Source organism: Kitasatospora sp. NPDC002522, assembly GCF_053595195.1.
This window is the reverse complement of sequence record NZ_JBSFXE010000003.1, coordinates 223,148-246,595: the sequence shown is the minus strand read 5'-3', so window position 1 is coordinate 246,595 and position 23,448 is coordinate 223,148. Positions and strand designations below refer to the sequence as shown.

Sequence of the window (23,448 nt, the reverse complement as noted above, 5' to 3'; positions counted from 1 at the left end):
TGCCCCGGCCGGTGCCACCGCCGCCGTGCTGAACGTCACCAGCACCAACTCCCAGGACGACAGCTACCTCACCGTCTGGGCCCACGGCGCCCCCCGCCCCGGCACCAGCAACGTCAACTTCACGGCCGGGAAGACCGTCCCGAACCACGTCGTCACCCCGCTCGGCACCGACGGCAGGTTCGACGTCTTCAACCACGTGGGCAGCACCGACGTCATCGCCGACGTCTTCGGCTACTTCACCAAGCGGTAGCGAAGCGCGCACTCGCGGAGCGGTGGAGTGGACGGCCCGCGATGCGGGCTGAGCCGGCTGCGCTGCGCTCCCCCGGGGGATGACGGTCTGTGGCGGAACGGTGACCCGGCGGGGACGTCGTGCGGGTGGCGGGCAGGCAGGCTGGTGCGCGGCAGTGGCTCCGCGGCGCGCAGGTGTCCTCGACCGGGGATGCCGGGACCGGGCTGCGGGCACAACCCGACAGCGGGAGCGGTCACAGGGGGAAGGGGTCGCGATGGCGGGGTCGAAGCCGGGCGCGGGAGCGTCCTGCTGGAACGGGGGGCCGGGGGGAGTGCCCGCGCTGGTCGGACGGGCGGACGAACTCCGGTCGGGCGCGGCCGCGTTGGAGGGCGGCGGCCTCGTGCTGGCCGGGCCGCGCGGCGTGGGACGGACCCGGCTCGCGCGGGAGCTGGTCGCCGCCGCGCAGCGCCGGGGCGCAGCCGTCGACCGGCTGGTGGCCTCCGCGACCACGACCGCCGTACCGCTCGCCGCGTTCGCCGGCCTGCCCGGCCCGGCCGCGGGCTCCGCGGCCGACCGGCCGCCGCAGACCGTGGGCGAGGCGGTGCTGCGGCTCGCCGAGCGGGCCGAGATCGGGCGACGCCTCCTCGTGGTCGACGACGCCCACCTGCTCGACCACGACTCCGCCCTGGTCATCCGGCACGCCGCCGCCCAGGAGATCGCCGCCGTCCTGCTCACCGTCTGCACCGAGGAACCGGCCCCCGAACCCGTGCGGGCGCTCTGGCGGGACGAGACCCTGCCCCGGATCGACCTGGCACCCCTCCCACGGGACGGCCTCGCGGCCCTGCTCGCCGACGCGCTGGGCGCACCGGTCGACGGCGACACCCTGGACCGGATGCACCGGCTCTGCGACGGCGACCTCGTCACGCTGCGCGAACTGGTCCACGACGCCGTCCGCGACGGCACGCTGGAACGCTGCGGCGCGGCCTGGTCCTGGCGCGGCACCGTCACGCCCGACTCCCGCCTCGGCGAGCTGGTCACGGCCCGGCTCGCCGGACTCGACCCGGCCACCCGCACCGTCCTCGAACTGCTCGCCCACGGCGAGACGCTCGGCGCCCGGCTGCTTCAGGACCTGGTGCCCGACGCCGACCTGGTCGCCCTGGAAGGCCGCCGGCTGATCCGGGTCGACGCGGCGGACCGGCGCCGCGAGGTACGGCTGCGCCGCCCGCTCGACGCCGAGCTGCTGCGCGCCGCCACCCCGCGCCTGCGCGCCGACCAGATCTGCCGCACCCTCATCGACGCCGTCCGGGCCAAGGGCGCCCGCCGTGCCACCGACCCGCTCGCCATCGCCGGCTGGCAGCTCACGGTCGGCGACGGCGGCGCCGACGTCGACCCGGCGTTCTGGCTCGCCGCCGCGCAGCGCGAGCTGACCGGCGCGGACCCGCTGCGCGCCGAACGGCTCGCCCGCGCCGCCGTCCGGGCCGCACCCGACTCGCTCGCGGCCGGCCTGCTGCTCGGCGAGACGCTCGGACGGCAGGGCCGCACCGCCGAGGCCGCGCAGGTACTCGCCCGCCTCGACCCGCTGGTCGGATCCGACACCGAACGGGTCCGGCTGGCCCGGGCCCGGGCCACCGCGGCGTGCTGGGGACGCGGCGAGCCCGCCGCCGCGGTGGCCGTCCTGCTCGCGGCCGAGCGGCAGGTCGCGTCCGCGGACCACCGCCAGGAGCTCCAGGCGCTGCGCGCCGCCGTCGAGTACGGCGCCGGCCGGGCCCCGGAGGCCGTCGCCGCCGCCGAGGAGGTGCTCGCCGCGCCGTCCGGCCCGGCCAGCCGGATCCGGATGCACCGCACCGCCGTCGCCGCGCTGGCCGTCACCGGGCGTATCCAGCAGGCCCTGACGGAGGGCGAGCGGTGCCTCGCCCTGGTGAACGCCCACGGCGACCTCCCACCCGACCTCCCCGACGGACCCGAGGCGGCCGCCGACCTGGCGCTCGCCGTGGCGGCCGCGCTGCGCGCCGCGTCCCGGCTGGCCGAGGCCCGGCGACTGGCCCGGCAGACCTACCTGGAGACCAGCCACCGCGGCCTGCGGGTCACGGTCGGCGCCGCCGCCCAACTGCTCGGTCTGATCGCCCTCGACGCGGGCCGGGTGATCGAGGCCAGGGGCTGGCTGGAGGAGGCGGTCACCCTGCTCGACAGCTCGGAGCGGACCGGCTGCGCCGGCCTCGCCTGGTCGACCCTCGCCCGCACGCTCGCCCTCACCCCGGACCCGGAGCACCGGCGGCCGATGGCGGCCGAGGCGGCCGCCGCGCAGGAGGCCGCCGAGCAGGCCGAGCACCCGGCCCGACGCGCCTGGGTCCTCCAGGTCGAGCTGGGCCGGGCCTGGGTGGCCGCCGCCCACGGCCGGACCGCCGACGCCCGCCGGCTCGCCCTCGACACCGCCGACACCGCCACCGCCCAGGGCCTGCACACCATCGCGCTGACCGCCGCGCACGACGCGCTGCGGCTCGGCGCGGACCGGGCCGCCCGGACCCGGCTGGAGGCGGCGGCCGCCCTGGCGGCCGGCCCGCTGGCCGACGCCTGCCTGGCGCACGCGGCCGCCCGCGACAGCGGCGACGGCCACCGCCTGGACGCCGTCTCCCGGCTCTTCGCCGCCCTCGGCGCCCGGCTGCTGGCGGCCGAGACCGCGACCGAGGCCGCCGACGCCCACCGGCGGCAGGGATCGCCCGCCCGGGCCACCGCGTCCGGTTCGGCCGCCGCCGGCCACCTGGTGGCGTGTCAGGGCGCGCTCAGCCCGGTGATCGCCGAGCGCACCGTCGCCACCGGCCTGACCCCGCGCGAGCACGAGGTGGTGCGGCTGGCCGCGGCCGGACGCTCCAACCGGGAGATCGCCGAACTGCTCGGCTCCTCGGTCCGCACCGTCGAATCCCACCTCGCGCACGCCTACGGCAAGCTCGGCATCACCCGCCGCGATCAACTCGTCGACCTGTGTGGGTAGTTGTCCCGACCTGCGTAGTGCTCCGGGGCGGGCTCCGTAGTCCATTACGGATGCCGAGCCGGGCGCGGGCCCCGACAATTCACGCAACGAAAGCCGCGGCACGGTCCGCGGTGTCCACAGGCTGCCGGGTCCGTGCGGCGATCCGGCGGCCCGTCATCGGGGGGTGCCGGTGGATCGTGTCCGGGTATCGGTCTTCGCGACGGATCCCATCTCGCAGGCCGGCGTCGCCGGCCAACTCAAGGTACGCCCGGAACTCCGGGTCCTCACCGACGCCGGCCGGGCCGAGGCGGACGTCGTGGTCGCCGTGGTCGACAACACCCGGGAGGAGGGCGTCCGGGCGCTGCGCCAGGTCCGGCAGGCCGGCCTCGCGGCCCGGATCGTCCTGGTGGCCGCCGAGGTCGACGCGGCGGACCTCGGTACGGCGATCGAGTGCGGAGCGGTCGGGATCGTCCGGCGCTCCGAGGCCACCCCGGACCGGCTGGTGGAGGCCATCACCGCCGCCGCCCGCGGCGACGGAACCGTGCCGGCCGACCTGCTCGGCCGGCTGCTCGAACAGGTCGGCCGCCTGCAGCGGCAGGTGCTCAACCCGCGCGGACTGGCCTTCACCGGCCTCGCCCAGCGTGAGGTCGCCGTCCTGCGCCTGGTCGCCGACGGTCACGACACGGCCGAGATCGCCCGGACGCTGTCGTACTCCGAACGGACCGTCAAGAACATCCTGCACGACGTCATGGTCCGGCTGCAGTTGCGCAACCGGCCCCACGCGGTGGCGTACGCGCTGCGCGAAGGCCTCATCTGAGTTCCCTGCCAAGGGACTTGACGCTTCATCGGCGGAACACCAGGTGGCTGCCGGCGGTCGGTTCCATGCCCGCCGTGTCCACCACCAGGTCGGCGGAGGTGAGCACCGTGCCCGGCGCGGTGCTCGCCGTCGCGACCAGCTTCCGGGCACCGACCAGGTCGTGCGGCATCGCCATGCACCAGGCGTCGACGCTGCCGTCCGGCCCGGCCGTGACCTCGGTCTCGCCGATCAGCGCGCCGCCGTCCGGCGTCTGCCAGCTCAGCACCAGCTGCTGACCCGGGGCGAACCCCTGTCCGGTGGCGTGGGTGAGCAGGCCCGGGACGAGGACGTCCGGATCGACCGTCAGCGAGGCGCCGGCCGCGGGCGGGCAGCCGTCGACGGTGAGTTGGGCGGTGGCCGTGGTCGGGATCGCGCCGTCCGCGGTGGCCGTCACCTGGTGCGGGCCGCAGTCCAGGCCGGCCACCGGCAGCTTCGCGGTGAAACCGCCCTGACCGTCGGTGGCGGCCGCGGGCCCGGCCGCCCCGTCGATCGCGAGCCGCACCCGCACGTTCGGTGGGAACTCCTGCCCCGACACGACCGTGCCGGTCGGCTCGGCGGACTTGGCGACGGTGGCCGGGTCGAGCACGATCCGCCCGCAGCGGACCGTGATCGTGGAGTCCGCGGTCACCGGGCCGGCCGCGATCTGCTGGACGGCCCTGACCTGGTGCGGACCGCAGGACGGGGCGGCCCTGAAGGCCAGGGCGTCGCCGGAGGTCACCTGTTGCGCCACGCCGTCCAGCAGGATCTGCACCCGGGAGCTGCCCTCGCCGCTGTCGAAGCCCTGGACCGTGAGGAAGAACCAGGAGGGCAGGTCGCCCGGGTAGACCACGCCGGGCTTCACCCCGAGCGTGGGACACAGCACGGTCAGCCGGGTGGAGGCGAGCGGCTGCCGGAGGGAGCCGACGGTGACGGTGTTGGTGCCGCAGACGCCCGTCGCGTGCAGCGTCGTCGACCCGGACTTCCCGTTGCCCGGGTAGGAGAGCGTCATCGGCCCGATGTCCACGCCGTTCAGGTACACCCGCGCCGTGCTGCCCTCCGGCTCCGGCACCCCGCCGCTCTCGTACAGGCTGACGGTCACTCCGCTCAGATCGGTGCCGACGAGCATGTACGGGTTCGGGACCAGGGAGTAGACCGGCCCCGCGGCGACCGCGGACGCCGACGGCCCCGACAGCGGGCCCGCCAGGGCGAGGGCGAGGGCCAGCGCCGCCCCCCGGCCCGGCCTGAGCCGCACCGCGGTCAGAACGCCGTGGTGGCGTCGGTGCCGTTGACCAGCACTGCGGGCGTGCACGGTGCGCCTCCGGGGTTCTCGCAGCCGATCTTGAGCTGCAGGGTCTGCCCCGCCGCCACCGCGATCGGGGTCACGAACGGCAGGTCGTAGTCGCGGAAGTTGTTCAACCTGGTGTTGAGCAGCACCTTGCCGCCCACACTGATGGTCAGCGACCCCTTGTCGCCCGCCGGGTTCTGCAACACCAGGTCGGTGATGGAGAGTTGGTGCTTCGCGGCGGCGGTGACGCTGGTGGTGTGACTGTCCAGCTCGACCGCGAGCGGCACCGGCGGCGGAAGCGCGATCACCGGCGAGGGCGAAGGCGCGGAGGATGACGACGCGCCGCTGCTCGGCGACGGACTCGTCCCGGTGCCCTTGCCGGACCCGGAACCGGATCCAGACCCGGCGCCACCACCGGAACCCTGCTGGGCGCTCTGCAGCGCCTTGTTGAGCTCCTGGTGGGCCGCCTCGGCACCGGCGTCGGTCGCCGCGCTCTTGACCACGGGGCTCAGCACGGTGAACCAGAGCACCGCCAGCGCGACGGCTGCGGCGGCCAGCGCCAGCAGGGCCTTCGGCAGCCACCGCGGCAGCACCGCCTCCTGCAGCAGCGTGCCGCGCATCGCCACCGGCGCGGCCCCGGGCGGCTGGGCGAGGACCTGGAACCGGTGCGTCTGCGACGCACCGGTCCAGAACCGGTGCCGGCCACGCACCCGGACCTTGGCGAACACGGCGCTGTCGGGGCCGACTTCGAGCTCCGGCGGGTCGCACACCACGTCCACGACGTCGTCCTCGTCGCGCCCGATCAGCTGGACCACCACGGGTGCGTTGCCCAGGTTGTCCACCGCGACCCGGTGCCGGCTGGTGCGCCGCCCGCGGGCCCGGCCGGTGCGCGGCGACAGCTCGGCCTGCACGACCGGCAGGGCGCCGACGTCGACCGCACCCTCCTCGACCACGGACCCGGCCGGGTCCTCGGCGGAACGCACCCGGACCGCGTACACCACCCGTCCCAGCGGCACCGCCGAACCGGGCGGCGGCCGGAACAGCACCCGCGCGGTACCGCTCTGCCCCGGGAAGAGCGACAGGGACTCCGGCTCGCAGGAGGCCCACGCCCCCGCCGGGCCGAGCACTTCGAGGGTGAAGGAATCGACGACGGGACCGGTGTTGGTGACGGAGATCTCCGCCGTGGCCTCGCTGCCCGGCAGAACCGGCACGGAGGCAGGTGTCAACGCTGCATTGGCTCCCACGCTGATGGACGGTAGGCCCGGGCGAGCCGACCGGGGCAGAGTGCGCCGGGCAGCCCTCGGGGCCGTCGGGACGGTCCGTCCGGCTGCCCTTGCGGGCAACGCGAGCCCCCCGGCGAACTGCGCGAACGACTCTGGCCCGCGGCCGCCCGCCGCTGAAGGCTGGGCGCCGAACACTGGGAGCCCGCCGGCCGTAGCGCGTACAGGAGATGCCGATGCCCGACGACACCGCAGACCCCGGCCCGTTCGACGACCCGCACGCCCACCCCGGGGTCGGCCCCGAATCGCCGCCCGGCCCGGACGTGGGCCTCACACCCCGCGTCGACTCGGCCGGCCACGTGAGCGTCACCGTCACCACGCCGTGGGGCGACACCTCGAACAGCGACGAGTGGCACCTGCCCGACGGCGGCACCCCGGACGGCACCACGCCGTTCGACCCGGAGCACAACCCGCTGGACCGGGCGATCCAACAGGCCACCCACCCCGACCCGTTCCACCTCGATCCGTTCCATCTCGCCCCCGACCCCGACCCGTTCCACCTCAACCCCGACCCGTTCCACCTCGACCCGCTGCTGCTGCCGTCCGACCTGCCGGGCGAGCAGCCCGGCGCGCCGGACCTGGCACCGGACCCGGCGGAGCCTGGGGAGGCCATGTACGCGAGCGAGGACAGCGGATACGACGGCGGCGGGTACGGGGACGGTGCCTACGGGGACGGCGGGTACGGGGACGGCGGGTACGGCGACGGGGGCATGACGGGCTGAGCGCCGGACTTCCGGCTTCCCGAAAGGGCAGCCGGAAGGGGAACTTCGGCCGCCTGGCAGTCCGTTCCGCTGCGCCGGCTTCCGCCGCATGCTCGACGGTGTGATCTACGAGACGGACCAGGCGATCGCCGCCACGGCGAAGGCCAGAGCGCTGGCGGGCTCGCCGATCGGCATCGCCTTCGATCCGCCCAACCGGCCGTGGATCCAGGGCCTCAAGGGACCGACGGTGAACTTCTTCCTCTTCGACATCAAGGAGAACACCGGCCGACGCGACGTCATGTTCGAAGAGGTCCGGAACCCCGACGGCGTGCTGACCGGGCGTCAGAAACCCCCGGCACGCTTCGACCTGCACTACACGGCGACCGTGTGGGCGGCGCCGAACGTCCTGGTCGAGCACCGGATCCTGGCGGCCGTACTGAAGTGCTTCAGCTCGCTGACGGCCCTTCCCCGCGAGCTGCTGCCGCCCGGACTGGCCGAACTCCCCTACGAGGTACTGGTGTCGGTCGACAGCGGCCACAAGCGAGGAATGTTCCTGAACCTGGGCGGCGAGCTCAAGGGCGGCTTCGAGTTCTCGGTCACGGTACCGCTGGCCCCGCCCACCGTCCTGCCGCTCGCCGCCCCGGTGCGCCGGGAGCCCGAACTGCGGATGGCGCCGGTGCCCGGCGCCGACCGGTCCCGTGCCGTCTCCGCCACCGAGACCGCGGGCGCCCGGCCGGCGGCCCAACCGCAGCCCCCCGTACCTGGAGGAAGCACGCCATGAGCGACGAAGACGACAGCATTCTCGGCGGGATCGAGCACCTGATTCCCGGCGTGGACACGGTGCGCGAGGTCGTGAGGAAGGTCGAGGAGGGCATCGACGCGGTCCGTGAGGTCGTGGACCCGGCGCTCGGGCTCGGCCACGGTGACCACGGCGGGGGAGACCACCCGGCCGCGGGCGGGGGCGGGGGCGGCACCACGATCAACGCCGCACCCGGCAGCACCGTCATCGTGAACGACAGCCACAACACCTCGGACAGTCACAACGACAGTCACAACACGGCCGACAGCCACAACGACAGCCACAACACCGCTGACAGTCACAACACCTCGGACAGCCACAACACGGCCGACAGCCACAACACGTCGGACAGTCACAACGACAGCCACAACGACAGTCACAACGACAGCCACAACCGCTCGGACAGTGACAGCCACAACGACAGTCACAACACGGCCGACAGCCACAACCTGTCGACGTCCGACAGCCACAACACGTCGACGAGCGACAGTCACAACCTGTCGACGTCTGACAGTCACAACACCTCGGTCAGCCACACCAGCGGCGGCAGCCACCACGGCTCGCCCGGGCACCAGCCGCCCGGGGGTCATCACGGGGGTGGTGAGCCCGGTGGTGGTGGGGGTCTTCCGGCGGGTGGCCACGGGGACGGGCACGGCAATGTGATCTTCGAGGGGACGGTCATCATCGAGGGCGGGAACAACGTCTTCGGCGGCGACCACAACAGCAACCTGCTGGAGAGCGCCGAGCTGTTCGACGTCGGTGGCGGCGACCACGGTGGGGACGCCTTCGGTCTCGAACCGGGCCACGACGCGTTCGCGTTCGCCGGCGACGACCCGCTGCTCGGCGGTCCCGTCGTCGAGAGCTTCGCCGACGGCGGGGCCATCGTCGACCAGCCCGGGTCGTCGGAGGTCGTCCCCGAGGCGGGTGGCGGCGCGGAGCCCGTCCCGGTCGAGGCGGACCCGTACCTCGACTACCAGCCCGACGCGTCGATGGAGGGCTGATCGCCGTGCCCAACTACCAATCGCCCGGCGTCTACGTCCAGGAGCTGGAGGCCGGGGTCCGGCCGATCGAGGGCGTCGGGACGGCGGTCGCCGCGTTCGTCGGCCTCGCCTCGGACGGACCGCTGCACCAGCCCACCCTGGTCACCAACTGGTCCCAGTTCACGGACACCTTCGGCGAGCCGGTCCCGGGGTCGTACCTCGCGCACGCCGTCTACGGCTACTTCCTCAACGGCGGTGGCCAGGCCTACGTGGTGCGGATCGGCAGCCCCGTGCTCGACGCCGGCCGGCCGGAGCCGCCGCGGGCCGAGCTGCCGGCGGCCACGGACCTGGCGGTGGCCGCGTACACGGTCACCGCCGTCAGCGCCGAGGCCGCGTCCGGGGCGATCACGGTCGAGGTCGCCGACCCGCCGGAGGGATCGCCCGAGGACAGCTTCCGGCTGGTGGTCCGCGGAGGCGGCCGCGAGGAGGTGTACGAAGCGGTCGGCACCCGGCGGGGCCGGCAGAACGTGGTCACGCAGGTGAACGCCGCCTCGCAGCTCGTCCGGTTGGCCGAGAGCGCCGCGGAGCCGTCCCGGCGGCGGCCCGCCAACGCGACCGTGGCGCTCACCGCGCCGGTCGCGCAGCAGGTCGCGCCGCGGGCCCGGGACTACGTCGGCGACTCCGCCGACCGGACCGGCTTCGGCGGCCTGGAGTCGATCGAGACCATCACCATGGTGTGCGTCCCCGACCTGATGGCCGCCTACCGGGCCGGGCTGATCGACCGCGAGGGCGTGCGCGCCGTCCAGACCGGCATGATCGACCACTGCGAGCTGATGGGCAACCGGATGGCGGTCCTCGACCCACTGCCCGACCTGACGCCGCAGCAGGTCCACGACTGGCGGATGCACGAGGCCGGCTACGACTCCAGGTTCGCCGCGCTGTACTGGCCGTGGATCAAGGTGCACGACCCGGTCTCGGGTGCCACCACGCCGATCCCGCCGTGCGGCCACGTGGCCGGGGTGTGGGCGCGCAACGACGCCACCCGCGGCGTGCACAAGGCGCCCGCCAACGAGGTGGTGCGCGGCGTCCTCGGCCTGCAGAGCGACCTTACCCGCGCCGAGCACGACCTGCTGAACCCGGTCGGGATCAACTGCGTCCGCGCCTTCCCGGGCCGCGGCATCCGGATCTGGGGCGGGCGGACGCTCTCCAGCGACCCGAGCTGGCGGTACGTCAACGTCCGCCGCCTGTACAACTACGTCGAGTCCTCGCTGCTCACCGGCACCCAGTGGGTGGTCTTCGAACCGAACGACAAGGACCTGTGGGAACGGGTGATCCGGACCGTCCGCTCGTTCCTGTTCCGGGTCTGGCAGGACGGCGCGCTCTTCGGCGACACGGTGGACCAGGCCTTCTACGTCCGCTGCGACGACGAACTCAACCCCAGCGAGGTGATCGAGGCGGGCCAACTCGTCTGCGAGATCGGCCTCGCGGTGGTCAAGCCCGCCGAGTTCGTCGTGTTCCGCCTGGCCCAACTGCCCACCGGCACCGCGCTCAGCGAGTAGCCGCGAGACACACCGAGATACGGAGACCGCACCATGCCCTCGCTCGTGGACCCGCTCGCCAACTACTGCTTCGCCATCGAGATCCACGGGATGGCCATCGCCCAGTTCAAGGAGATCTCCGGGATCGGCATGTCCATCGGAGTGATCGAGAACCGGCAGAACCAGCTGAAGCAGCAGCCCGTCCTCCAGAAGCTCCCCGGCACCGTGAAGTACGACGACATCCACCTCTCCCGGGGCAAGGTCAGCGACAAGGAGTTCTGGAACTGGATCAAGCAGGTGAAGGAGGGTCACATCAGCCAGGCCCGCAAGGACGGCTCCATCATCCTCCTCGACTTCGACTTCGCCAGCGAGATCCACCGGATCAACTTCTTCGGCGCCTGGCCGATCCGGGTCGAGATCGGCAAGCTGACCGCGGGCGGCGAACAGGTGCTGCTGGAGACCGTGGTGCTCGCCGTGGAGCGGATCGAGGTCGCCTGATGCCGGCCCCGTACGACGGAGCGGTCGAGGCGATCCGGACCGAGTTCGCGTTCACGCTGCCGGTCGGCTACCTGGACGACGAAGGGGTGCCCCACCGGGAGGGCCGGATGCGCCTCGCCACCGCCCGCGACGAGATCATGCCGCTCCGGGACCCGCGGGTGCAGGCCAACGAGGCGTACCTCACCGTGATCCTGCTCAGCCGGGTGATCACCGAGCTGGGCACGCTCACCACCATCAACCCCGCCGTCGTCGAGGGGATGTTCGCTGCCGACCTGGCCTTCCTGCAGGACCTCTACCGCCGGATCAACGCCGAGGGCCACACCAGGGTCGCGGTGTCGTGCCCGGAGTGCTCGCACCACTTCGCCGCCGACCTGTCGGGCGCCGGGAGCCGCAAGGGGGGATCGTGACGTACGGCACGCAGCAGCTGCTCGAGGAAGTGTCGTACGTCGCTTACCACTTCCACTGGCCGATGGCCGAAATCCTCGACCTCGAGCATCCGCTGCGCCGCGAGTTCGTCGCGCAGATCGGCACCATCAACGAACGGCTGAACGAGCAGTCGGCCGCGGCTTCCGGCGCGTTCGGCGAGTCCGCGGCCGAGGTCGCGCAGCGGCCGCGACTCGACCTGCCCCCGGGCTGGTGACGGATGCGCTGGCCGTTCCGCCGTCCCGTCGCCCCAGCCGCTGCTGCTCCCGGTTCGGCAGCCCGCTCCGGGGCCGTGCCACGTCCGGTCGACGCCTGGCGCGACCTCGGCGCGTCCAGCGCGGTGCTCGGCACGGTCGCCACGGCGGGCAGCGCGACGTTCGCGCGGACGCTGCCCAGTCGTTGGCAACTTCCCACCATGGTCGGGAGATTGGGGCATGAGGTGCGCCCGGACGCGCCCGGCGGGCAGCTCTCGGCGATGGCCGCGCCGCTCGCGGCGGTCGACGCGACGTCGGGTGACGCGACGCCGTCGGGCGCGGCCGGGTTGCTCTGGCGTACGGCGGTGGCCCCGCTCGGCGGCCCTGCGGGCGAGTGGCCGAGCGGCGCGCCTGACGCACGCCCGGTTGCCCGTTCCGCCGAGTCGCCGGGCGACGGTGGCGCGCGGCCGTCGTCCCGGATGGTCGAACGGCTCCTCGGCGGCGGGTGGTTGCCCGGCCGCCGTGACGCGGGCTCGTCGGGCCGCTCGGCCGAAGGCATTCCTGGTGGCGGTGACACGGGCCCGACGGGCCGGGCCATCGGTGGTGCGTGGCTGCCCGGCGACCGTGACGCCCGTCCGTCGGGCCGCACCGCCGAACGTCTTCTCGGCGACGACGGCGGACTTGTGACGACACCTCAGGCCGGGTCGGCTGATGTGCCCCGAGCGGGGGAGCCGTCGCCACTGCTCCTGGCACCCCTGCTCGGGCGCGGCTACGACGCCCGGGTGGCCCGAGCGGCGGCCGACCTGACCGCCGTGCCGGCTGTACTGCGCGGCCTCGGCACGCCGGACGCCGCGCCGCCGAGCGCTCCCAGGACCGGCCCGCAGCCGGGGGAGGGCGAGGCCACGGCCGGGCACGCGGGCATCTCGCTGCTGTCAGCCGTGCTCGGCGCGCCCGATCCCCAGCCCGTCGCCGACCCGGCCCTCACCGGGGGAACGGCCCCAACTGGTGTGTCGGCATCGGCTGTTGGGATGGCCCCGACCGTTGGGATGGTCCCGACCGTTGGGGCACCGTCGACCGATGGGGTGGCGCCGACCGAGGGGGCGGCCTCGACCGGCCTCTCGGCCGCTGCCGCAGCTGCTGCCGGTCGTCTTCCCGAGGTACCCGCCTCGCTGTTCGGGCCGTCGGCTTCCGGTCCGGCGTCGCTCGGCCGTGGCGTCGTCCGCCGCCGCTCCCGGCTGGGGCCGCCCCTCGCCGGGCCGACCGCACCCCAGCCGGCGAATGCCATCGATCCGCCGCCACCCTGGCCGATCGCCGCCCCCACGACTGACGGCACGTCCGACCGCACGTCGTCCACGGGCGTGCCGTCGCTCGGCGAGGCTGCCTCGGACGAGTGGAACGTGAGGACCGCGGTGTCCGCTGACCCGGACGACTCCCCTCGCGGGCAAGGCGTTCAGCCGTCCACCGCCGATCAGGCCATCCGACGCGTCCGGCGGACGGTGCCGCCGGACCGGACCGGCGGAGGTGCGGTGGCCGCCCTCCCCGCGCCAACTCCCGTACCACCGGGCGCATCCCCCGTTCCGGCCGCGCCGACCGCATCCCCCGTGGCGCCTGAAGCACCGGCCCCGTCCTTCGCGCCGGAACCCCCCGCTCGTCCGGTCGCCGTCCGGCCCGTCGCGGCGTCGGTGCTGCCGATCACCCGGCTGCTGCCGAACCTCGGCGAGTCCGTCTCCCGCCCGCCGTCCCTCCCGTCCACCGAACCGGCCGCTCCGGGTTCCGGCCACGGGCCCCAACGGCCGTCCGCGGTAGCCCCGTTGGTGTCCCTGCGCCCGATCCTGCCGACCGCCAGCACCGTGCGGCCCGCGCCCGCCAGCCCGATCGCCCCGCTCGACGCCGCCGCCCCGCCCGACGCCGCCGAGCCGGGCGAACCCGCCGACCCGACCGAGTCGTCGTTCGCCCCGGCACCGGCCGGGTGGGCGCCGGCCCTGCCCGTCGCCCCGACCGCCGCCCTTCCCCTCGCCCGGCCGTTCGCGGTGCTCGCGGCAGCCTCGCCGCCCCCGACAGCCTCGCCGCGCCCGGCACCGCCGAGCCTCCCGGCACCGCCGCTCGACGCGACCGCCGATGCCCGCTCCGCCGTCACCTCGGCCGCAGGCCACCCACCCTCCGCCGCGCCCGTCCGGACGACGCCCACCGCTCATCAGGCCGTCGGCCCGCCGGCCCCCGCCCCACCGGCACCCGTTCCGCAGCCCGTCCGCGCTCCTCTCGTCGTCCCGGTGCGGTCCGACGAGGCGGAGTTGGACCGGCTGGCGGCCCGGCTGCACGCGCGGCTCGCCGGTCACCTCGCGGCCGACCTCCTGGTCGGCCGCGAACGCGCGCACCTGCTCACCGACCTGTACTGACCGATCCGGAGGGACCATGGAACTCGAGCCCGGCCTCGCCCTGAACTTCGGGGTCCGTGTCGACGGTGTCGAAGTCGCCACCTTCTCCGGCATCTCCGGGATGGAGGCGTCCTACGAGGAGTTCGAGTGGCCGGAGGGGGGCGACAACTCGACCGTGGTCAGGCTGCCGGGCCGGCTCTCCTGCCGCCCGGTGCAGCTCCACCGCAACGTGGACGAGCACAGTGCCCGGCTCGCGTCCTGGTTCGGCGCGCAGCAGCGGGCCCCGTTCCGGCGGACGGCCGTCATCGAGTTGTACGACACGGGCAACCGCAAGGTCGTCGCGCGCTGGACGCTGGTCGGCGCGCTGCCCGTCCGGTACACCGGTCCGCGGCTGACCACCACACCCGAGGGCGAGACGGTCGCGGTGGAGACCCTTGAACTCTCCTTCCAGGGCTTCAAGGAGTTCTCGCCGTGATCGGTGGTCAGATCCAGCGCGCCCGCCTGACCGGCGCCGACGGCACCGCCGTCCGTTGCCAGTTCAACCCGACCACGGTCCGGCGCAGCAAGACCTCCACCTGGACCGAGCGGCCGACGCGCGGCTCGGCCAACCACCCGGTGCCGCAGTTCGTGGGGACCGGGCCGGAGCGACTGACCGTCAAGTTGCTGTTCGACGGCTTCGACCAGGGCCCGGACCGGCCGGGGGAGCGGGTCGGCCCGGCGAGCGTGCAGGAGAGCGTCGACCGGTTGCTGGCCTGGACCTGTGTGCCCGAGGACCGCCGGCACGCCGAGAACCCGCAGCCGCCCGCGGTCACCTTCGCCTGGGCGGCGGGCCTGCGCTTCACGGGCTTCGTGATGCAGGTCGACGCCGAGTACACCATGTTCGGCGCGACCGGCCTGCCGCTGCGCGCCACGGCCGAGGTCACCCTGCAGGCGATCCCGGACGACCCGCAGGGCACCAACCCGACGTCCGGTGGGATCGCCGGCCGTCGGGCGGTGGTCGCCGTGCAGGGCGACACGCTCGCCTCGGTGGCGTACCGGGAGTACGGCGACCCGCAGTTGTGGCGGGCGGTGGCGATCGCCAACGGCATCGAGGACCCGGCCCGGGTGCCGCCCGGCACCCGGTTGCTGCTGCCGCCGCGGGCGCACGCGGTCCGGCTGGCGGGTGCGGGGGAGGAGGTGGGTTAGATGGCCGATTCCCAGGGCCGGTTCGGGAGCCGGCCGGCGGTCACCGTCGACGGTGAGCCGCTGGCCGCGGACGTCGTCCCGGCGCTGGTGCAGGTGGTGGTCGACGGTCACCTGCACCTGCCCGACATGTTCGTGCTGCGGTTCCAGGACCACGGCCGGGACGTCCTCGACCGCAGCCGGATCCGGTTCGGCTGCAAGGTCGCCGTCGCCGCGACCGCCGCCGGCGACGGCACCATGACGGCGCTGGTCACGGGAGAGGTGACCGCGCTGGAGCAGGAGACCGACGCCACCGGCACCTGGGTGGTGGTCCGCGGCTACGACCCGTGCCACCGGCTCTGCCGCGGGCGGCGCACCCGGAGCTTCCGCGACACCACCGACGCGGAGATCGTCTCCCGGGTGGCCGGCGAGGCGGGGGTGGCGCTCGGCGCGGTCGACCGGGACGGGCCGGTCTACCCGCACGTCAGCCAGGTCAACCTGTCCGACTGGGAGTTCCTGCGCGCCCGGGCCCAGGAGACCGGGCACGAACTGGCCGCGGTGGGCGGCAGGTTGGAGTGGCGCGCGTTGCGGTCGAGCGGTGACGCGCCCGCGCCCGCGGCGGACCTGGTCACGCCGCCCGGCCCGGACGAACTGGTGCTCGGCCGCAACCTGCTGCGGTTCCGCCCACGGGTCACCGCCTCCGCGCAGGTCGGCGAGGTCCGGGTGCGCGGCTGGGACCCGGCCGCCAAGCAGGCCGTGCTGGGCAGCGCCACGGCGGCCACCGCCAGCGCCGCGGTCGGCATCACGCCCGGCGAACTGGCGGGCATCTTCGACGCGGCGCCCTTCGTGGTGGTGGACCGGCCGGTCGACAGCCAGAGCGAGGCCGACGCGGTCGCGGGGGCCGTTGCGGAGCAGATCGCCGGCGCGCACGCCGAGGCCGAGGGCACCGCGTACGGCGACCCGCGGCTGGTGCCGGGAGCGGCGGTCTCGGTCGGCTGCGCCGGCTGGCCGCACGACGGCCGGTACGTGCTGACCGCCACCCGGCACCGCTACGACGAGGACGGCTACCACACGGACTTCACCGTCAGCGGCCGCCAGGAGCGCTCGCTGCTGGGGCTCGCCTCGCTGGGCGCCACCAAGGGCGCGCACCGGGCCGGCGGGCCGCCGGTCTACGGGCTGGTCGTCGCCGAGGTCACCGACGTCGGCGACCCGCGGCACCAGTTCCGGGTGAAGGTGCGCTTCCCCTGGCTCGCCGACGACTACGAGTCCTGGTGGGCCCGGGTGGCCCAGCCGGGTGCGGGGGACGGGCGCGGCCTGGCCTGGCTGCCGGAGGTCGGCGACGAGGTGCTGGTCGGCTTCGCGCACGGCGACGTCCGGGCCCCGTACGTGGTCGGCGGCCTGTACAACGGCGTCGACCGGCCGCCGCTCGCCGGCTCCCTGGTCGACGACACCGCCGGGACGGTCCAGCGTCGGGCCCTGGTGTCGCGGCAGGGGCACCGCCTGGTGCTGTCCGACGACGACTCCCGCTCGGAGGTCGAACTCGCCACCGGGGACGGCAAGTTGACCATCACCCTGGACTCGTCCGGGACCCGGATCGTGGTCGACAGCTCCGGCACGGTCTCGATCAGCGGCAGCCGGGGCGTGGAGATCTCCAGCGGCGCCGACCTCACCGTCAAGGCCCAGGGCGGGCTCACCCTCCAGGCCACCGGAGAGCTGAAACTCTCCGGCCGGGCCGGCGTCACCGTCGACGGCGGGCCGTCCGTCGCCGTCACCGGCGGCGTCGTCAAGCTGAACTGAAGCTGACACTCCGTCAACTCGTCTTCGGGAAAGGGGACATCGTGGCCGAGCCCGCAGCCGTCAGCGGCGACCGGGTGACCGGGGTCTGCACACTGCACCTGGTGCCGAACCCGGCCACCGGCGCCCCGCAGCCCGCGCCCCCGCTGCCGTTCGCCGCGCCGATCACCCTCGGCGTCTGCCCGACCGTCCTGATCGGCGGCCGACCGGCCGTCGTGGTGGGCGCCACCGGCCTCAACACCCCGCCGCACGTCGGCCTGCACCCCGCCGACCCGTTCCTCGCCCCGCCGACCCAGCAGGCGGTGATCACCTCCGGCAGCGGCACCGTCCTGTTCGGCGGCGTCCCCGCCGCCCGGACCGGCTCGCCCGCCACCTGCTGCGGCCAGCCCGTCGGTCAACTGACCGGCAGCGCGGCCACCGTGCTGATCGGAGGCTGACGGTGAACCCCGACCACGTGGCGCTCGGCAAGGACCCGGTGCCGCCCGCCGCCGACTACCTCGGGCGCGGTTGGGCGTTCCCGATGCGGCTCACCGCCGCCGGCTCCTTCGCCCTCGCCGACGGCGAACAGGACGTCGCCGAGGCGATCCGGCTGATCCTCGGTACGGCGTACGGCGAACGCCCGATGCGCCCCGAGTACGGCTGCGGCATCCACGACCTGACCTTCGACCCGGTCGACGCCGGCCTCGCCGGGCAGGTGGCCGCCGAGGTCACCGCCTCACTGACCCGCTGGGAGCCCCGGATCGAGGTCGCCGAGGTCACCGCCGGACCCGACCCGGGCCACCCGCACATCCTGCTGATCACCGTCGGCTACCGGATCCGGGCCACCAACGACCGGCGCAACCTCGTCTTCCCGTTCTACTCCATCCCCGAGGAATGACCCGATGCCGCTGCCCGCGCCGCACCTGGACGACCGGCGCTTCCAGGACTTCGTCGACGACGCCAAACGCCTCGTCCAACGCCGCCTCCCGGCCTGGACCGACCACAACGTGCACGACCCCGGCATCACCCTGATCGAGGCCGTCGCGACCATCGCCGACCAGCTGGGCTACCGGCTCAACCAGGTGCCCGAGCGGCACCACCGCAAGTTCCTCGACCTGCTCGGCATCACGCTGCGCCCGCCGTCCGCCGCCACCTGCGACGTGACCTTCCGGCTCACCGCACCCCGCCCGAGCGCCGTCCGGGTGCCCGCCCGCACCGGCGTCGCCACCCGGCGGACCCCCGGGGAGCAGGTCGTCGGCTTCACCACCCTGCGCGACCTGGACATCCCGTCCGTCCGGCTCACCGAACTGCGCGCCGTCGAGGCCGGCCACAACGACCTGCGCGACCTGCTGCCCACCCTCGCCCGGGACGAGGAGGCGGCCTGCTTCTCCCCGGTCCCCCGACCCGGCGACCGGCTCTACGTCGGGCTCTCCGCGCCCGCGCCCGCCGGCCTGGTCCTGCTGCGCACCGACAGCCGGATCGAGGGCATCGGCGTGCTCCCGGACCGGCCCCCGCTGCGCTGGGAGGCCTACACCCCGGCCGGTTGGACCGAGTGCGAGCTCGAGGAGGACGGCACCGGCGGCCTCAACCGGCCCGGTGACATCCTGCTGCACCTGCCGGCCGCGCACGCCGGCTGCCTGCTCAACGGCGTCCGCGCGGCCTGGCTGCGCGCCGTCGTCACCGAGCCGGACGACGACCGGCCGCCGTACAGCCGCACCCCCGTGCTGTCCCGGCTCAGCGCGGCCTGCCTCGGTGGCACCACCGCGGCCGTGCACGCCGAACGGGTCGACACCGACCTGCTCGGCGAGGCCACCGGCGGACCCGGCGCCCACTACCCGCTCGCCCGCCGACCCGTGCTCGACGGGCCCGAACTCCCGCTGCTGGAGGTGTCCGACGGCGACGGCTGGCAGCCGTGGACCCGGGTCGCGGGCTTCGCCGACAGCCGGCGCGAGGACCCGCACTACACCCTCGACCAGAGCACCGGCGAGCTCGAACTCGGCCCCGCCGTCCGGGCCGGCGACGGCACGGTCCGCGCCTTCGGCCGGATCCCGCCGGAGGGCGCGATGCTGCGGCTGACCGGCTACTGGGTCGGCGGCGGCGCCGCCGGCAACCTCGCGGCCGGGGCGCTGAGCGTGCTCCGCTCGCCCATCCCGTTCGTCAGGTCGGTGACCAACCGGCGGCCCGCGACCGGCGGCCGGGACGCCGAGACCGTCGAGGAGGCGAAGATGCGGGCAGCACGCACCCTGCGGTCCCGGGGCCGGGCGGTCACCGCCGAGGACTTCGAGGCGATCGCGGCCGAGGCGGCCGGCCCCGGCGCCCGGGTGCGCTGCGTACCCCCGGCGCAGCCCACCGACCCGGTCCGGGTGCTCATCGTGCCGGACGCCGCCGCCGCGAGCCCCGGCCGCATCCCCTTCCCGCTGCTCACCCCCGACGAGGCCCTGCTGCGCCGGGTCGCCGCCGAACTGGACGCCCGCCGCCTGGTGGGCGTGCGGGTGGTCCTCGAACCGCCCCGCTACCAGGGCGTGACGGTGGCCGTCCTGCTGCGCCCGCGGCCCGGCCACGACTCCGAGGACCTGCGCACCGCGGCCCTCGCCCGGCTCTACCTGCGCCTCCACCCGCTGCTCGGCGGGCCGGACGGCGCCGGCTGGCCGTTCGGCCGTCCGGTCACCCTCGGCGACGTGCACGCCGCGCTCGCCGAGGTGGAAGGCCTCGGCCACGTCGAGGACGCCCGGCTGTACGAGGCCGACCCGGTCACCGGCGCCCGCGGCGCCGCCGGGCAGCACGTCGCGATCGGCCCGGACGTGCTGCCGTTCTCCTACGACCACCAGGTGCAGGTGCGGCCATGACGGTGCGTCGGCGCGGCGCGGGCGGTGGCCCGCGATGAGAGGTCCGATCAACGAGGCCGGCCCGGGCGCACTCGGCCTGCCGCACCGGCTCGCCCCGATCACCCCGGCGGTCTACCAGGAGGACCCGGTCTTCGTCCTCTGGTGCGAGGCGCTGGACGAACTCCTCGGGCCGATCGCCGCCGCCCTGGACTGCTTCCCGGCCTACCTCGACCCCCGGCTCGCCCCGGCCGACTTCCTCGGCTGGCTCGGCGGCCTGGTCGGGCTCGACCCCGCCGAGCTGCGGGCCCCGGCCGACCGGCTGCCGGAGCTGGTGGCCGACGCGGTCGCCGCCCACGACCGGCGCGGCACCCCGGCCGGGGTCCGCGAGGCGGTCGCCCGGGCCGCCCGGGTGCCGGTCGAACAGGTCGAGTTGGAGGAACCCGGCGGCGTGGTGTGGGCCCGGGTGGCCGGCGCCGCGGCCGTCCCGGCGGCGGGCGGGACGGTCCGCGTCCGGGTCCGTGCGTCGAACGCCGTCGACGGCGCGGAGGTGATGGCCGCGGCCAGGGCGGCGGTGCCCGTGCAGTACCAGGTCCGGATCGAGATGGTGGTGGAATCATGATCGTCTGCCGGGAGTGCGGCAACGCCGCGCCGTCCAGGGACGACTTCTGCGGGTCCTGCGGGGCCCTGCTGGCGTGGGCGGGTGAGGCGGTCGAGACGCCGGCCGAGCGGTCCGGTGCGGCCGGGGGAGCAGGCCGGATCGCCCGGCAGCCGGACGCCGAGGCGGTCCGGCCGACCCCGGAACCGATCGCCGAGGAGCCGGAGTACACCGGTCCGTACTGCTGGTCCTGCGGGGTGGTCAACCCCGACGGCCGCACCTTCTGCCGGGCCTGCGGCCAGCCGCTGCGCGGCCACCCGGGCGAGGCGGGGCCGCGGGCCGCCTGGTGGCGGCGGGTCTTCGCCCGGCACGGCCGCCGGGCGGCGGGCGAGCGGCCGGGCGGCTTCCGGCGCCACGAGACCTCCGGCCCGGCCGCGCCCGGCACCGGCGGACGCCGCTGGTTCCGCCGCCCGACCATGACCACGGTGCGCCGGCTGACCCCGCTGCTGGTGCTCGCCAGCCTGGCCGGACTCAGCCTCAGCCCGGCGCGGCACTGGGCGATCGACCAGGTCACCCGTCTGACGGGCACGGCGAAATCGGAGTTGACGCGCCACTACGTGCCCGACACCCCGTCAGGTGCGACCGGCTCGGCCGCCGACCCGGGACACGGCGGCGCCCTGGCGGTGGACGGGATCGGGGACAGCTACTGGTCCGTCGGCACCCCCAAGGACGGCGTGGGCGCGGTCCTCACCGTCACCTTCCCGGCCCCCGTCGACCTCGACCAGCTCGGCCTGCTGTCCGGAGTCCCCGCGCCCGGCTTCCGCGGGCAGCCCCGGCTGCACCGCCTCTGGATCGCCGCCGAGGGCCACCCCGCCGTCGAGCTGACCTTCGACGACGCCGCCGACTTCCAGACCCGCGGGCTGAACCTGCACGGCGTCACCACCGTGACCGTCACCGTCGAGGACGTCTACCCGGGCCAGCAGGGCCACGCGCTGGCCGTGCGCGAGCTGCAGTTCTTCACCCTCAAGCGCGGCGCCCAGTGAGCCGGCCGCCGGGAGCGGGCACCCACCCGCCCCGGCCGCTCACAGCCAGCCCGCCCGCTTGAAGAGGCGGTGCAGGCCGACGCAGACGGCGCCCATCAGGAGCAGGGCGGCCGGGTAGCCCCAGGGCTGGCGGAGCTCCGGCATGTGCTCGAAGTTCATGCCGTAGATGCCGGCGATCATGGTGGGGACGGCGGCCAGCGCGGCCCAGGCGGAGATCTTCCGCATGTCGTCGTTCTGCTGGACGCTGACCTGGGCGAGGTTCGCGGAGAGGATGTCGGAGAGCAGGCGGTCCAGGCTCTCGACCGCCTCGTTGACCTTGGCCAGGTGGTCGGCGACGTCGCGGAAGTACGGGCGCAGCTCCTGCGGGACGTACGGAACCTTGACCTCGGCGGCCGCCGTGCCGCGGGTGAGGCGCAGGGCGGGCTCCATCAGCGGGGCGGTGGCCCGGCGGAAGTTCACCACCTGGCGCTTGAAGTTGTAGATCCGCTCGGCCGCCCCGCGGACCCGGCCGGGGGAGAAGATGTCGGCCTCCAGCTCGTCCAGGTCGGTCTGCAGCTCGGTGGCGACGTCGAGGTACTGGTCGACGACCAGGTCGCAGACCGCGTAGAGGACGGTCGCCGGACCGTGCCGCAGCAGGTCGGGCTGGCCCTCCAGCTCGGCGCGCAGGTTCTTCAGCGGGCTCTCCGGCCCGTGCCGCACCGTCAGCACGTACGAGTCGCCCAGGAAGACCACCAGCTCGCCGATCGAGACCGAGTCGCTCTCCGGGTGGTAGGCGGCGGTCTTCAGCACCGCGAACACCGAGTCCTGGTACAGCTCGAGCTTGGGCCGCTGATGGGCCGTCACCGCGTCCTCGACCGCCAGCGGGTGCAGCCCGAACTCGTCGGCGACGTGGCCGAACTCCTGCTCGGTGGGGTCGGCGAGGCCGATCCAGACGAAGCCGTCGCCGGCCGCCCGGACCTCCGCCAGCGCGTCCGAGAAGTCGTCCGGACCCGCGCTGCGCTTTCCGTCCCGGTAGATGCCGCAATCCACGATCATGCCCGCCATTGTGGCGCGAAGCGGGCGTGTCCGGGGAGGGATCCCACCCCGTACCCTTGGCGGTATGCCCACCCTGCTGCTCGTCCGCCACGGCCGGTCCACCGCCAACTCGGCCGGAATCCTGGCCGGCTGGACGCCCGGCGTCGACCTCGACGAGACCGGGCGGGCCCAGGCGGCCGCCCTGCCGGAGCGGTTGGCCGGGGTGCCGATCGTGCACCTGGTCAGCAGCCCGCTGGAGCGCTGCCGGCAGACCCTGGAGCCGCTGGCCGCCGCCCGCCCCGAGCTCGCCGCGCCCGCGCTGGACGAGCGGCTCGGCGAGTGCGACTACGGCGACTGGACCGGCCGTTCGCTGGCCGACCTGGCCGGGGAACCGCTGTGGCGCACCGTCCAGGACCACGCCTCGGCGGCGGCCTTCCCCGGCGGCGAGTCGCTGCGCGGGCTCAGCCACCGCACCGTCGACGCGGTGCGCGAGTGGAACGACAAGATCACGGTCGAGCACGGCCCCGACGCGGTCTGGCTGGCCGCCACCCACGGCGACGTGATCAAGGCGATCGTCGCCGACGCGCTCGGCCTGCACCTCGACCACTTCCAGCGCATCTCGGTCGAGCCCTGCTCGGTCACCGCGATCCGCTACACCCCGCACCGCCCCTACCTGCTGCGGCTCGGCGACACCGGCACCCTCGGCGGGCTGGCCCCCCACCCGCGCCCCGAGGGCGCCGACGGCGGCCGCGACGCGGTGATCGGCGGCGAGACCGGCACCGCGTGAGCGTGCCGTCCGGGGTCGTGGGCGGGGTGCCGCGGGAAAGCCGCGCGTACCCGTCCTGAACCTGCCCACCCCGGCCCCACGGGACGGCCCTTTGGCCGTAGGGTGAGATCGAGAAGCCCGTAACCCCCGATCCGGAGCGAGCAGC

23 protein-coding genes are annotated in these 23,448 nt (G+C 75.0%); 20 read left to right on the top strand and 3 right to left on the bottom strand.

Annotated features, from left to right (window positions below; genetic code table 11):
* The first annotated feature begins 25 nt into the window (after nucleotides 1–25).
* From ACWD4U_RS04120 to ACWD4U_RS04110, 3 genes are all read left to right on the top strand, one after another.
* A complete protein-coding gene (locus ACWD4U_RS04120) occupies nucleotides 26–250 on the top strand; it encodes a hypothetical protein (protein ID WP_363449108.1) in 225 nt (74 codons plus the stop codon).
* A 253-nt stretch (nucleotides 251–503) separates the two neighbouring features.
* Nucleotides 504–3,218: a LuxR family transcriptional regulator gene (locus ACWD4U_RS04115; RefSeq protein ID WP_363449110.1), complete on the top strand. Its 2,715-nt coding sequence runs from the start codon at nucleotides 504–506 to the stop codon at nucleotides 3,216–3,218.
* A gap of 163 nt (nucleotides 3,219–3,381) precedes the next feature.
* Entirely contained in the window at nucleotides 3,382–4,014 is a 633-nt protein-coding gene (locus tag ACWD4U_RS04110) for a response regulator transcription factor (protein ID WP_363449112.1), read from the top strand.
* 25 nt (nucleotides 4,015–4,039) lie between these two features.
* Here ACWD4U_RS04110 and ACWD4U_RS04105 read toward each other — a convergent pair whose 3' ends face one another.
* Nucleotides 4,040–5,284, bottom strand: coding sequence for a hypothetical protein (locus ACWD4U_RS04105; protein ID WP_363449114.1), 1,245 nt, complete (start codon nucleotides 5,282–5,284; stop codon nucleotides 4,040–4,042).
* 5 nt (nucleotides 5,285–5,289) lie between these two features.
* A complete protein-coding gene (locus ACWD4U_RS04100; RefSeq protein WP_363449116.1) occupies nucleotides 5,290–6,528 on the bottom strand; it encodes a COG1470 family protein in 1,239 nt (412 codons plus the stop codon).
* 245 nt (nucleotides 6,529–6,773) lie between these two features.
* Here ACWD4U_RS04100 and ACWD4U_RS04095 point away from each other — a divergent pair, with 245 nt between their 5' ends.
* The 16 genes from ACWD4U_RS04095 to ACWD4U_RS04020 all read left to right on the top strand — a co-directional run bounded on the left by ACWD4U_RS04095 (nucleotide 6,774) and on the right by ACWD4U_RS04020 (nucleotide 21,502).
* Entirely contained in the window at nucleotides 6,774–7,319 is a 546-nt protein-coding gene (locus ACWD4U_RS04095) for a hypothetical protein (RefSeq protein WP_363449118.1), read from the top strand.
* A 100-nt stretch (nucleotides 7,320–7,419) separates the two neighbouring features.
* A complete protein-coding gene (locus ACWD4U_RS04090) occupies nucleotides 7,420–8,079 on the top strand; it encodes a Pvc16 family protein (RefSeq protein WP_363449120.1) in 660 nt (219 codons plus the stop codon).
* Nucleotides 8,076–9,098, top strand: a complete 1,023-nt coding sequence (locus ACWD4U_RS04085; RefSeq protein WP_363449122.1) for a hypothetical protein — start codon at nucleotides 8,076–8,078, stop codon at nucleotides 9,096–9,098. Before ACWD4U_RS04090 ends, ACWD4U_RS04085 begins: the two co-directional genes overlap by 4 nt.
* Nucleotides 9,099–9,103: 5 nt before the next feature.
* The gene (locus ACWD4U_RS04080; RefSeq protein ID WP_363449124.1) at nucleotides 9,104–10,636 is read left to right on the top strand and encodes a phage tail sheath family protein; all 1,533 of its coding nucleotides are present in this window, start codon (nucleotides 9,104–9,106) and stop codon (nucleotides 10,634–10,636) included.
* 33 nt (nucleotides 10,637–10,669) lie between these two features.
* Nucleotides 10,670–11,113 carry a phage tail protein gene (locus ACWD4U_RS04075; protein ID WP_363449126.1) on the top strand — a complete coding sequence of 148 codons (444 nt, stop codon included), beginning with the start codon at nucleotides 10,670–10,672 and terminating at the stop codon, nucleotides 11,111–11,113.
* Nucleotides 11,113–11,520, top strand: coding sequence for a hypothetical protein (locus ACWD4U_RS04070; protein WP_363449128.1), 408 nt, complete (start codon nucleotides 11,113–11,115; stop codon nucleotides 11,518–11,520). The genes ACWD4U_RS04075 and ACWD4U_RS04070 overlap by 1 nt, the downstream gene beginning before the upstream one ends.
* Nucleotides 11,517–11,753 carry a DUF6760 family protein gene (locus tag ACWD4U_RS04065; protein ID WP_363449130.1) on the top strand — a complete coding sequence of 79 codons (237 nt, stop codon included), beginning with the start codon at nucleotides 11,517–11,519 and terminating at the stop codon, nucleotides 11,751–11,753. Before ACWD4U_RS04070 ends, ACWD4U_RS04065 begins: the two co-directional genes overlap by 4 nt.
* Before the next feature lie 1,578 nt (nucleotides 11,754–13,331).
* A complete protein-coding gene (locus ACWD4U_RS04060) occupies nucleotides 13,332–14,126 on the top strand; it encodes a hypothetical protein (RefSeq protein WP_363449132.1) in 795 nt (264 codons plus the stop codon).
* Nucleotides 14,127–14,142: 16 nt separating this feature from the next.
* Nucleotides 14,143–14,580 carry a phage tail protein gene (locus tag ACWD4U_RS04055; protein WP_363449134.1) on the top strand — a complete coding sequence of 146 codons (438 nt, stop codon included), beginning with the start codon at nucleotides 14,143–14,145 and terminating at the stop codon, nucleotides 14,578–14,580.
* Complete coding sequence (locus ACWD4U_RS04050; RefSeq protein WP_363449136.1) at nucleotides 14,577–15,290, top strand: CIS tube protein; 714 nt, start codon at nucleotides 14,577–14,579, stop codon at nucleotides 15,288–15,290. Before ACWD4U_RS04055 ends, ACWD4U_RS04050 begins: the two co-directional genes overlap by 4 nt.
* The gene (locus tag ACWD4U_RS04045; protein WP_363449138.1) at nucleotides 15,291–17,063 is read left to right on the top strand and encodes a VgrG-related protein; all 1,773 of its coding nucleotides are present in this window, start codon (nucleotides 15,291–15,293) and stop codon (nucleotides 17,061–17,063) included. It abuts the gene before it with no gap.
* Nucleotides 17,064–17,104: 41 nt separating this feature from the next.
* On the top strand, nucleotides 17,105–17,497 hold the full coding sequence (locus ACWD4U_RS04040) for a PAAR domain-containing protein (RefSeq protein WP_363449140.1): 393 nt from the start codon (nucleotides 17,105–17,107) through the stop codon (nucleotides 17,495–17,497).
* An 83-nt stretch (nucleotides 17,498–17,580) separates the two neighbouring features.
* Nucleotides 17,581–17,937, top strand: a complete 357-nt coding sequence (locus ACWD4U_RS04035) for a GPW/gp25 family protein (RefSeq protein WP_363449346.1) — start codon at nucleotides 17,581–17,583, stop codon at nucleotides 17,935–17,937.
* A 4-nt stretch (nucleotides 17,938–17,941) separates the two neighbouring features.
* Nucleotides 17,942–19,885, top strand: coding sequence for a putative baseplate assembly protein (locus tag ACWD4U_RS04030; RefSeq protein ID WP_363449142.1), 1,944 nt, complete (start codon nucleotides 17,942–17,944; stop codon nucleotides 19,883–19,885).
* A gap of 34 nt (nucleotides 19,886–19,919) precedes the next feature.
* The gene (locus ACWD4U_RS04025) at nucleotides 19,920–20,483 is read left to right on the top strand and encodes a phage tail protein (RefSeq protein WP_363449144.1); all 564 of its coding nucleotides are present in this window, start codon (nucleotides 19,920–19,922) and stop codon (nucleotides 20,481–20,483) included.
* A complete protein-coding gene (locus ACWD4U_RS04020; RefSeq protein ID WP_363449146.1) occupies nucleotides 20,480–21,502 on the top strand; it encodes a zinc ribbon domain-containing protein in 1,023 nt (340 codons plus the stop codon). Before ACWD4U_RS04025 ends, ACWD4U_RS04020 begins: the two co-directional genes overlap by 4 nt.
* A gap of 39 nt (nucleotides 21,503–21,541) precedes the next feature.
* Here ACWD4U_RS04020 and ACWD4U_RS04015 read toward each other — a convergent pair whose 3' ends face one another.
* The gene (locus ACWD4U_RS04015; protein ID WP_363449148.1) at nucleotides 21,542–22,537 is read right to left on the bottom strand and encodes a magnesium and cobalt transport protein CorA; all 996 of its coding nucleotides are present in this window, start codon (nucleotides 22,535–22,537) and stop codon (nucleotides 21,542–21,544) included.
* Between the two features lie 64 nt (nucleotides 22,538–22,601).
* Here ACWD4U_RS04015 and ACWD4U_RS04010 point away from each other — a divergent pair, with 64 nt between their 5' ends.
* The gene (locus tag ACWD4U_RS04010) at nucleotides 22,602–23,303 is read left to right on the top strand and encodes a histidine phosphatase family protein (protein WP_363449150.1); all 702 of its coding nucleotides are present in this window, start codon (nucleotides 22,602–22,604) and stop codon (nucleotides 23,301–23,303) included.
* The last annotated feature ends 145 nt before the right edge of the window (nucleotides 23,304–23,448 follow it).

Excerpts from the sequence above, each read along its gene's own strand:
- ACWD4U_RS04115 (WP_363449110.1), top strand. The coding sequence starts at position 504 with ATGGCGGGGTCGAAGCCGGGCGCGGGAGCGTCCTGCTGGAACGGGGGG.
- ACWD4U_RS04095 (WP_363449118.1), top strand. The coding sequence starts at position 6,774 with ATGCCCGACGACACCGCAGACCCCGGCCCGTTCGACGACCCGCACGCC.
- ACWD4U_RS04085 (WP_363449122.1), top strand. The coding sequence starts at position 8,076 with ATGAGCGACGAAGACGACAGCATTCTCGGCGGGATCGAGCACCTGATT.
- ACWD4U_RS04075 (WP_363449126.1), top strand. The coding sequence starts at position 10,670 with ATGCCCTCGCTCGTGGACCCGCTCGCCAACTACTGCTTCGCCATCGAG.
- ACWD4U_RS04070 (WP_363449128.1), top strand. The coding sequence starts at position 11,113 with ATGCCGGCCCCGTACGACGGAGCGGTCGAGGCGATCCGGACCGAGTTC.
- ACWD4U_RS04055 (WP_363449134.1), top strand. The coding sequence starts at position 14,143 with ATGGAACTCGAGCCCGGCCTCGCCCTGAACTTCGGGGTCCGTGTCGAC.
- ACWD4U_RS04045 (WP_363449138.1), top strand. The coding sequence starts at position 15,291 with ATGGCCGATTCCCAGGGCCGGTTCGGGAGCCGGCCGGCGGTCACCGTC.
- ACWD4U_RS04035 (WP_363449346.1), top strand. The coding sequence starts at position 17,581 with ATGCGGCTCACCGCCGCCGGCTCCTTCGCCCTCGCCGACGGCGAACAG.
- ACWD4U_RS04030 (WP_363449142.1), top strand. The coding sequence starts at position 17,942 with ATGCCGCTGCCCGCGCCGCACCTGGACGACCGGCGCTTCCAGGACTTC.
- ACWD4U_RS04025 (WP_363449144.1), top strand. The coding sequence starts at position 19,920 with ATGAGAGGTCCGATCAACGAGGCCGGCCCGGGCGCACTCGGCCTGCCG.
- ACWD4U_RS04020 (WP_363449146.1), top strand. The coding sequence starts at position 20,480 with ATGATCGTCTGCCGGGAGTGCGGCAACGCCGCGCCGTCCAGGGACGAC.
- ACWD4U_RS04015 (WP_363449148.1), bottom strand. The coding sequence starts at position 22,537 with ATGATCGTGGATTGCGGCATCTACCGGGACGGAAAGCGCAGCGCGGGT.
- ACWD4U_RS04010 (WP_363449150.1), top strand. The coding sequence starts at position 22,602 with ATGCCCACCCTGCTGCTCGTCCGCCACGGCCGGTCCACCGCCAACTCG.